This window comes from Chitinophaga sp. (genome assembly GCF_036566945.1).
GTDB lineage: Bacteria > Bacteroidota > Bacteroidia > Chitinophagales > Chitinophagaceae > Chitinophaga.
In genome coordinates, this window is the sequence record NZ_DATCVJ010000934.1 from 1 (window position 1) to 10,491 (window position 10,491).

6 protein-coding genes are annotated in these 10,491 nt (G+C 47.6%); 5 read left to right on the forward strand and 1 reads right to left on the reverse strand.

The window, feature by feature from the left end:
- Positions 1–445 (forward strand): SusD/RagB family nutrient-binding outer membrane lipoprotein (locus VIP81_RS28045; RefSeq protein ID WP_331969312.1); only part of this gene is annotated, 445 nt, incomplete at its 5' end.
- 126 nt (positions 446–571) lie between these two features.
- On the opposite strand, the gene VIP81_RS28050 is transcribed toward VIP81_RS28045, so the two are convergent.
- A complete protein-coding gene (locus VIP81_RS28050) occupies positions 572–1,804 on the reverse strand; it encodes a nucleoside recognition domain-containing protein (protein WP_331969315.1) in 1,233 nt (410 codons plus the stop codon).
- A gap of 67 nt (positions 1,805–1,871) precedes the next feature.
- On the opposite strand from VIP81_RS28050, the gene ychF reads away from it, so the two are divergent.
- From ychF to VIP81_RS28070, 4 genes are all read left to right on the forward strand, one after another.
- On the forward strand, positions 1,872–2,975 hold the full coding sequence (gene ychF / locus VIP81_RS28055; RefSeq protein ID WP_331969318.1) for a redox-regulated ATPase YchF: 1,104 nt from the start codon (positions 1,872–1,874) through the stop codon (positions 2,973–2,975).
- Between the two features lie 179 nt (positions 2,976–3,154).
- Complete coding sequence (locus VIP81_RS28060; protein WP_331969321.1) at positions 3,155–6,475, forward strand: HEAT repeat domain-containing protein; 3,321 nt, start codon at positions 3,155–3,157, stop codon at positions 6,473–6,475.
- A gap of 15 nt (positions 6,476–6,490) precedes the next feature.
- The gene (locus tag VIP81_RS28065; RefSeq protein ID WP_331969324.1) at positions 6,491–8,143 is read left to right on the forward strand and encodes an SWIM zinc finger family protein; all 1,653 of its coding nucleotides are present in this window, start codon (positions 6,491–6,493) and stop codon (positions 8,141–8,143) included.
- A gap of 465 nt (positions 8,144–8,608) precedes the next feature.
- A complete protein-coding gene (locus VIP81_RS28070; RefSeq protein WP_331969327.1) occupies positions 8,609–10,237 on the forward strand; it encodes a reverse transcriptase family protein in 1,629 nt (542 codons plus the stop codon).
- Positions 10,238–10,491 lie beyond the last annotated feature (254 nt).

Here is a 10,491-nt window from a genome sequence, read left to right on the forward strand (position 1 = left end):
ATTTTATTCCAGAGGAGGGGCGCCTTTGCTGGTGGTTACCAATGCAGAATGCCGGTTTATTGCCGCCGAAGCGGCATTCAGGAATGGCGATAAAAAGACCGCCTATGATAATTATATCCTGGGTATCACGGCCAACATGGATAAAGTTGGAGTGGATACCGCGAAACGGAATGCTTATCTGCGTAATCCGATAGTGGGCGTAGGCCAGGGCGCTATTACGCTGGATCTTATTCTGAAAGAAAAATATGCCGCACAGTTTCTGCATCCGGATACCTGGAATGATGCACGTCGCTATGATTATCAATATAAAAATTTCAATCTTCCTGTAGATGCGAAGCTGACAACCTTTATCAGGCGGCTGGCTTATCCCGATACGGAGAAAAGCCGTAATGGTGCTAATATGCCTTCCGTGAAATTAACGGATCATATCTGGTGGGACGAGTAGAGGAATTACGAATTACGAATTACGAATTACGGATTTGTGAGGAGATGGTAAACGCGGATATTCTCCGCAGTAATCTCCTCACAAATCCGTAATCCGTAATTCGTAATTCGTAATTTGAAATTCTCTTTAATGGAAGAAGTAATAACCCAGCAATATCGCACAGAGCATACCGAAGAAATCGGCGATAAGTCCCGCCGCCAGCGCATACCGGGTCAGTTTAATATTCACAGAACCAAAATACACGGCCAGTACATAAAAGGTCGTTTCCGTAGTACCCTGAATAATGCTGGCTAATTTGCCCACAAAGGAATCTACCCCATGTGTTTTCAGGATATCTACCATGAGGGCCCTTGCGCCACCACCACTCAGTGGTTTCATGAAGGCTACCGGTAACGCCGGTACGAAATCAGTGTTAACCCCCATCCAGGCAAACAACCCGCCGATACCATTAGTGATATAGTCCAGGCAGCCGGTGGTACGGAATACGCTGATGGCTACCAGCATCCCCACCAGGTAAGGAATGATCCGCACGGATACCTGGAATCCTTCCTTTGCCCCTTCAATAAAGGCATCATATACATTTATCTTTTTTATCATGCCTGCTGTCAGGAAAACAATAATAATCGCAAATATGATCGCGCCGCCTAAAGAGGCTGTTTTAGGGCCTATCTCTGCCGCAGGCAGATGACGTACCCAAAGCCAAAGCAGAACCATAATACCGGCAAACAGGGTCAGAAAAATCAGCACCGGCAGTTTAAACAGGTTGATCTTCTGGAAGATAGAAACGGTAATCATCCCCATGATAAACGCCATAAACGTAGAAATGAGCGTAGGGATGAAGATATCCGCCGGATTAGCCGCGCCTGCAGCCAGCCGGATAGCGATCACGGACGTGGGAATGAGTACCACACCGGCCGTATTCAGTACCAGGAACATGATTTGTGGGTTGCTGGCTTCTTCAGGTTTTGGATTAATTTCCTGCAATTCCTTCATGGCCTTGAGTCCCATAGGAGTGGCGGCATTGTCCAGCCCCAGCAGGGTAGCCGAAAAATTCATCATCATAGATCCCATTGCCGGGTGGCCTTTGGGCACGTCCGGAAATAATTTGGAAAAGAAAGGATTGACGAGCCGCGAAAAGCGGGTGATCATGCCGGCCACTTCGCCTATCCGCATGATTCCAAGCCATAGCGTCATGATCCCGGCCAGGCCCAGAGAGATCTCTGCACCCGTTTTAGCACTGGCAAACATGCCGTTCATAATGTCTCCGAAAACGGATGCGTCCTGTAAAACTACCGACTTGAAAACTGCTACAACAAATGCAATAAGAAAAAATCCCAGCCATACGTAGTTTAATGCCATTAGATTATTGGTTTATTCAATCAACAAATAAACTAAAATAAACCTATCTTTGCGCAAATTTTAAAAAATGGCTTTGCAAGTTGGAATTGTAGGATTGCCGAATGTAGGAAAATCGACTTTGTTTAATGCGGTGAGCAACAGCGCTAAGGCGCAGGCCAGCAACTACCGCTTCTGTACTATAGAACCTAACGTGGGACAGGTGGATGTGCCTGACGAACGTATGTATAAACTGGAAGAGCTGGTAAAACCAGAACGGGTGGTGCCTACGACCATCGAGTTCGTGGACATTGCCGGCCTGGTAAAAGGCGCCAGCAAAGGAGAGGGCCTGGGAAATAAATTCCTGGCCAATATCCGTGAGGTAGACGCTATTGTACACGTGATCCGCTGCTTCGAAGATGAAAACATTCTTCGGGAAGAAGGGGAAATCAACCCTGTCAGCGACAAGGAAATCATCGATACAGAGCTGCAGCTGAAAGATCTGGACAGCGTGGAACGTAAAGTAGCCCGCACAGAGAAAATGGCTAAGACCGGTGGCGATCCTAAAGCAAAAATAGAATTCGAAATACTGAAAAGATGCCAGGAACACCTGGAGAAAGGTCGTAATATCCGCGAACTGGGCCTCAGCAAAGAGGAACGCGTAGCGATCGCCGACCTGTTCCTCCTCACGGAAAAACCCGTTTTATACGTGGCTAACGTAGACGAGGCGTCTCTTCATACCGGTAATAAATACTCACAGGCCCTGCAGGAAGCCGTGAAAGTAGAACACGCTACCGTAATCGTGATGAACAACACCATTGAAGCTCAGATCTCCGAAATGGAAGAACCGGCGGATAAGGAACTGTTCCTCGGCGAATACGGTTTAACTGAACCAGGTCTGAATCGCCTGATCCGTTCTGCCTACAACCTCCTGGAACTGATCACCTATTTCACTGCCGGTGTGCAGGAAGTACGTGCCTGGACCATTCACAAAGGTTGGAAAGCACCACAGGCTGCCAGCGTGATCCACACAGATTTCGAAAAAGGATTTATCAAGGCAGAGGTAATTGCTTACGATGACTACGTGAAATACGGTTCTGAAGCAGCCGCCCGCGATAACGGCCGCCTGCGTATTGAAGGAAAAGAATACATTGTTGCCGATGGAGATGTGATGCATTTCCGTTTCAACGTTTAAGATACTTCATGAAAATATCCGTGAAGGTTACAACACTCGACGGGTCGGATTTATTCCGGCCCGTCACTATTTTTACCCCTAACGTCTACGCATATATATTTTTTATCCACGCTTTCTAATTTATCATTTCATTTTGTAATTCTTTTGTTAGCTTAGCCAACTATTTTTAATGTTAGCTCATGCGAATTGTCAGGAACGTAAAACTCTTTTTCCGGGAAGGAAACTCGGATAAGACCTATGAAATTGACCTTTGTGAAGTTGGCCCGGAACAGTATCTTGTTAACTTTAGATACGGAAAACGATTTGGAGCCCTGAAAGACGGCACCAAAACTGTATCGCCTGTAGCACTTTCCGCCGCCACTACTATATTCGATGCCCTGGAAAAGGAAAAACGAAGCAAAGGCTATCTCGGAGAACAGGAAGCAGTGCAGGATTTATCATTTGTACCGGTAGATACTACCCAGGTGACAGATGTAAAACACCGCGCTATTTTAAGACGCCTGCAGGATGCTATCGAAGGAGTATCCAGTTATAAAACCAGCTGGAAAACTTCGCGCGTGATCTGGAAAGCAGGAGAGTGGAAAGTAAAAGAAGCGGTTCCCTACCTGATAAAACTGGTAGAAAAAGGCGATGCATTGCAACGCTACTCCGCTTTATGGGCATTGGCCAAATGCGCCGATCCGGCTGCCATTCCCGTACTCCGCTCTTACGCAGATAACGGCTCCTGGCCACTGAACATCCGGATGCTGGCCGCGAACGGTCTGCTCCTGGTGTTACCGCCGGAAGAACGTACGGCGCATGTGCAGTCCTATCTGCAACGCCTACCCGAAATATTTCAGACGACCATTGGTATCAATGATGTGGCCGCACTTTTCAACCTTTTACAGGAAAGAGTGATCACACAACAGCAACTGAACTATCCGTTGCTGGAAGACTTGTACCTGGTAGCTTTCGAAAACAGAACGGTGGCACAAGCCATGGTAGCCCTGTTGCATCAGCTGCCACTCCGGCCTTCCTACTTCCAGCATATCCGCCATATTTTTAAACAGGCGGAACTGCGCGACGATCAGGGAACGGTAGCACTGCTGGCCGCCAGGTTTGAACGGGAAGCAGCGATGTTCGTTAACCCGGGTACCAGAACGGACTACGATGGAGAATCGTTTGTGCCTAAAGTCTTTATACCCGAACTGGAAGAGTCGCTACAGGCAGATAAAGAACTGAAGCGCCCCACCAGCAAACTGGCTTACTCTAATAAAACCCGCGCTTATCTGCACCGCCGCGTGCTGCGTAACCTGCAGCAATTCGGGGCCGCAGAAGATACGCAGTATGTTCGTCTCGCAACGGCCCTGCTGCTGCAATACGAAGAAGAAAGAGATGCCACAAAGGAATATCAAAGCCGTGACTACGGATATGTAAACGGCCGTTATACCACCATCTACAAACAGTTTCCGGCTAACTCCCGCGCGATATACCTTAATTATATACTTCGCGGTAATGCGGCCAACATGCTGTTGTTGCCCGGTAACAAAGAGTGGATATTCAACGAAGCAGATGCGCTAGATAAGAATAAGTCAGTACTGGGAGCTAATCCGGACGCCGCTAAAAATCAGGATAAGAATAATCTCCTGAAGAAATTATTCGGCTGGCTAGGGGGAACCGATAAAAATCTTACTACGGCAGCGGTACCGCCGGAATATCAGGCGGAGAAGGCGCCTGCACGTCCCGTTAGCGATGTGCCCTACCTGCATTTATGGCAACAACTGCCCCAGGCTTTCATCCAGCTGTTGATTTCTGCAAGGATGGAAGTGGTGCATATTTTTGCCATGGAGCAGTTGAAATCACATCCGGACTATCGCAGCCTGAAAGATAAAATGGATGAGAAAGTGATTGGCGGTTTATTGGCCAACCCTTTCAGCATTCCTTCTATGTTTGGTCTGGAACTGGCGAAAGAAAGATACAATCCCGCTAAACCAGACCTGGGATTATTTTTCGTGCTGATAAAGAGCCCGCTGGAACTGGCGCGGATACAGGGGCTGCAATGGATCAGTGAAAATGAAGCGACCTGTTTTGCAGATGCCGACTTCCTCATGCAACTGATCTTTTCGCCTTATCCCGAAGTACGCAACTTTGTACGCAAACAACTGCATCAAAGTTATTTGCCACTGGACAAAGCCCGTGTGCTCAGTACCAAAGCCATCACCGGTTTACTCGCGCTGACCACCGCCACCGCCGCGGGCAACGACAACCTGAATGACGGTTGCGGTATCATCGAACATTTCTGTCGTGAAGCACTAACGGAAACGGGTATACCAGTTATAGAAGACCTGCTGAAAAGCCCGGTAGCAGCCTGTCACGCTTTTGCTGCGCGGTTGCTGCTACTCAAACAGGGACATTTCAATTACACAGAAATATCGGATGCACTGTTGCAAAGCCTGCTGGGGAATACTTACCAGCCCGTAAGGGCAGCTGGTGTGGAGATGCTGAGTGCCATGGGCACTACTGAACTGCTGGCAAGACCTGAACTGATACTCCATATTATATTAAATACGTACACGGACGTACGAAATGCGATCCGTCCGCTGATCAGTCAGTTAGTGGAACAGGATAACCGGCTGGCCATCTACCTGGTCAATGAGCTGGTGCCGCGTTTGATGCGTAAGGAAACTGCGGAAGGTATACATGAAGATATTGCAACGCTGCTTAGTCATGAACTGGTGAATTACCTGCAGGATGTAGATACCGCTACCGCTTTGCGTTTGCTGTATTCCAACTACAGATCTGCCCAGGAGTTTGGACTGGTGGTGCTCAACAAATACATCCCTGCCCAGGCATTATCGCTGAAACAGGTAATTGCTACCGGCAGCCACGAACTGCTGAGTGTAAGAGAGTGGAGCTGGAATTTCTTCTATAAAAATGTGGAGCGCATCCGCTACGAACGTGATGCCGCGATCGGTTTACTGGATGCCAAATGGGACGACACAAGGCAACAGGCCATGGAGTTTTTCCGCACACAGTTTAGCGAAAATGACTGGTCTCCGGAAGTACTGGTGGCCGTTGCAGACAGCGTCAGACCAGATATACAGGCATTTGGGCGGGAACTGCTGATGCGTTTCTTCCGGGAAGCCGATGGTACTACCTACCTACTGAAACTGAGTCAGCATCCCAGTGAGTCCATGCAGTTGTTCGCCACCAATTACCTGGAGCGCTATGCAGCCGGTAACCTGGAGTTCCTGCAACAGCTGGAACCGTATTTCCGGATTGTACTCAGCCGCGTGAATAAAGCCCGTGTAGCCAAAGAAAGGATTTTCGGATTCCTGGAAAAGGAAGCAGGGAAATCCGAAGCTGCAGCTGCTTACATAGGACAGATCATTGCCCATATTTCTGCTACAGTAGCCATTGGAGACAAAGCGCGCTGCATTGATATCATGCGTAACATACAGCAACAATATGCCATTGAACTGCCTATTCAGTTATTGCCAACTGCGATCAGAGTATCTTAAAAAGTAATCCATTTTATGTTATTTAACTACAGATATAGCGGCAACTCCCAGGTGTACAGCAATGCCACTTCTGCAGGCATTTCATTTGCACCGGATACCCGCCGAGACCCGACTTTCTTTGTGGGGAAGCTGCATAAAAAAATAGCTTTCCGCGAAGCCATATCTGCCCTGCATGATGTAGTGGTATCTGATCTTCGTTTTAAACCCAAAGATAAAACCGCCTACAAAGAATGGGCTGCCCAGCAGGAATCGATCTGGCTGGCAGAGTTCATGAACCAATACGATGCCGCCGCCGCCGATCAGCGCATTGCTGCGCTGAGAACAGAACTCCAGGGTATTGCCCAGGAGAAGGACCGGGTCATGGGACCGTTTTATAAAGCACGCAAACAGTACTTCGATTTTTTATATCAGAAAGACCGGGATGCCTGGTTTGTGCTGGACCCCGTGATCAGTGTACATCCGGATGAACTATTCTTCGAATGTTTTAGCCAGGATGAATCTACCTACGGAAAACTAAGTGCCAGCTACAATGTATTCAAGGAGGTCAACGAGTTTGAATGCGGTACGACCAACATTGATTATTCGGCTGCTTTATATAATGAGTTCCAGAAAATCCGGGATTATAAAGAAACAGATTTCAAAATTGATCCGGGAGGTTTCCAGGTACAAACGTCTCAGGAGGAACTGTATCATGAAGTAAAAATAGATTTGCCGGATAGCTGGGTCAGAGGATTTTTGCAGGTAAGCTCAGCCATGACATTACCCGCAGCCAGCTTTGATCTGCATCCGATGGATGTATACAATTTTTGCTCCTGGCTGCGCAGGTTCAAAGAAAAAAAAGGTCCCCGTTCCATTCGTTTTATACTGGAACCCGGCAAGCCGGTGCGGGCCGTATTTGAACCCTGGAATCATGAAATCGTATGTGCGAGATCGTTATACACCGGTCCGCAGCGCAGAGAAATCAGGATATGGGGGAGGAGAAGAATGCTGATCCTGGAAAGACTGATTCCTATTGCACGCAAGTTTACAGTGCATCTTACCGGAAACGGATTGCCTTCTTTCTATGTGGCAGACCTGGGGGATATGCAGTTCACACTGGGCCTGAGCGGATGGACCGCCAACGACTGGTCACGTGCCGGACAGTTTGATCTCATGGCGCCCAGAGCAGCAGTAGATGACGCCGCAAAATTGAAAGTATTTGCAGACCTGAAAACGAGGTGGATGGCCAAGCCGGAAACCATTGCCACCGCCACCGGATTAGACAAAGCAACGGTATTGGGTGCCTTGGGCATTTATACACAGGCAGGTAAAGTGATTTTTGATTTGCATACCGGCTTTTACCGTTTACGGGAACTTAGCCGGGAACCATTGCCATTGGAGGAACTACGTTTCTCTAATCCACAGGAAGCAGCCGCCAACAGGTTTATAAAAGAAGGGAAAGTAACGGTGACCGAAACAGACATTCCAGGCGTTGGTTTACAACTGAAAGGAAATGTACCTGCGTCGCATCGTGTATACCATCCCGTTATAACCATTGATGCGGATGAAAGATTGAGTGAAGCACATTGTGATTGTAATTTTTATGCTTCGAATAAATTATACAAAGGGCCTTGCGAACACATGCTGGCACTGCGTATCGCGCATTCGGAAAGTAAAGCGGTAAAATAATTTTTTAGGGAGATATTTTATTTTCCGGAATTATTTTTTACCTTGCTGACTCGTTAATAACAAAGATCTTTGTAAAGAGGAATTGATTGCACTTGCGCCCGAAAAGGGACGAATGATGTTTCGTCATTCAGGTATTTTGACTATACATGCTTCACTAAATGCAATCTTTACTTTGGGAGGGGCCTACCATACGCATATTTCCGGTAGAAGCCCCAGGGGCTGAAATATACGTATGGTAGGCCCCTCCCTGGAGTTGATTGATTTAGTCAATGGTTCGCACGAAGGCCGTTTCCTCTTTACAGAATTTTGTTCCTTTCCCACTCAGCAGGCGTACCGCCGATCAGATTTTACCCGCATCATTGCAGCATTTTTTTTAAGCTATTGGGCTATTGTATGTCAGCAGCATTGGCTTGTTTGACATTCATTAGCCGAATAAGAAAATGAATAAATACCAAAATATTTATCATGTCTTTAACCCGTCAACAGCTGTACGATCAAATACGTGCATCCTCCAAAGAGGAATATATACTGGAAGAAATGACGCGCCTGGGATTCTGGCCCCGTAGTGTAGGACAGCCCACTCCGGCAGTAGCCCTTATCCGCAAGGAAGGAGAATTACACCGGCAACTGAATGAACTCCTGGCCGAAAAACAAAGGTACCGTAGCAAAAGATTATTGCTGGAAGACATGCGCAAAGAACGCATGGCCAAAGCGAAATTAAAAAGAGCCGACACCAAAAAACGCCGGGAAGAAGCACGCGTAAAACGCGCCGCCGAATGGGCGACAGAAAAGAATCTCCACATTGTTTACCTGGGAGAAGATGTTTCTGCCGGATTGAATAAAGTAGTGCCTGATACGGCTCAACTGGAAAAATTTGGTCTGCCGGTATGGCCCAATGCCGTGGCATTAGCCAATGCCATGGGTATTACCATCGGTAAACTGCGTTACTTGTCGTTCAACCGTAAAGTAGGCCACCATACCCACTATCAGCGTTTCCAAATTCCTAAAAAATCAGGTGGCACCCGTGTGATCTCTGCGCCCATGCCACAACTAAAAGCAGCGCAACACTGGATACTGGAAAACATTCTCTATAAAATAAAAAACAATGAATCCGCCCATGGTTTTGTGCCAGGTAAATCTATTGTTACCAATGCTGCCCCACATATAGGACAGGACATTGTCATCAATGTAGACCTGAAGGATTTCTTTCCCTCCATCGCTTATAAAAGAGTGAAAGGACTTTTCTGTAAGCTGGGTTATGCAGAACAGGTAGCTACCATCCTGGGCCTGATATGCACTGAACCGGAAGTAGATGAACTCCTGCTGGACGGCCGTAAATACTATGTAGCTAAAACGGCACGACATCTTCCACAAGGGGCGCCTACCAGTCCCGCCATCACCAATTTGATCTGTTATAAGCTGGACCGGCGTTTCGCAGGACTTGCCGCTAAATACGGTTACGCCTATACGCGATATGCCGACGACATGACTTTCTCTGCAAAAGGAGCCGCCGCTGACAAAGCCGGACAATTATTGCGCGCTGTGAAAATGTTTGTGAAAGAAGAAGGCTTTACTCTTCATCCCGACAAACTAAAAGTGATGCGCCGTGGCGATAAGCATGAAGTAACGGGCATCGTGGTAAATGAAAAACTGAGTCTGGATCGTGCTACGCTTCGCAAATTCCGCGCACTGCTGCACCAGATCGGCCACACAGGCTTATCCGGCAAAAGCTGGGGCAAAGGAAAAAACGTGATCAGCAGCATGGAAGGCTACGCCAATTTCGTTTACATGGTGAAGCCGGATGTGGGAGCAAAGCTAAAAGCCACGCTGACAGCGTTGTTACAAAGAGAAGATATTAAGGCGGAAGCACGCAGTATCTGGACCGGTGAACAAGCGCCGCAAAAAGTTGGAGCGGTAACGGATACAAATGGAAGCGCAACGGTTACGACTGGAATATCAGGAGCGGTAGGAACATCCGGCGCATCTGCAATCTCTGGCATATCCGCTACCACTTTGCCGTCCGGTACACCAGCCGGAAATGCGCCGGCAGACAAGCCTGCCGCGCCAGACAAACCATGGTGGGACGTCCTGTAGCCTACGATTTTAAAATAAACAAAGGCCCTGCGTATTTGTCTCCCATAAATATAATTTATAGGAAGACAGCCACGCAGGGCCTTTGTTATATTACAGCTGATGCCTGATGACACCAACTGATAGCTGATAGTAATGCTAATACAGCATAGTAAACATCATACGTTGAATGATAATCGCTTACATGGGCTGTTGAACGATGTCAGGCGTGATGTCTTTCACACGTTGCATCATTACAAATTATACCCCAGTGAAAT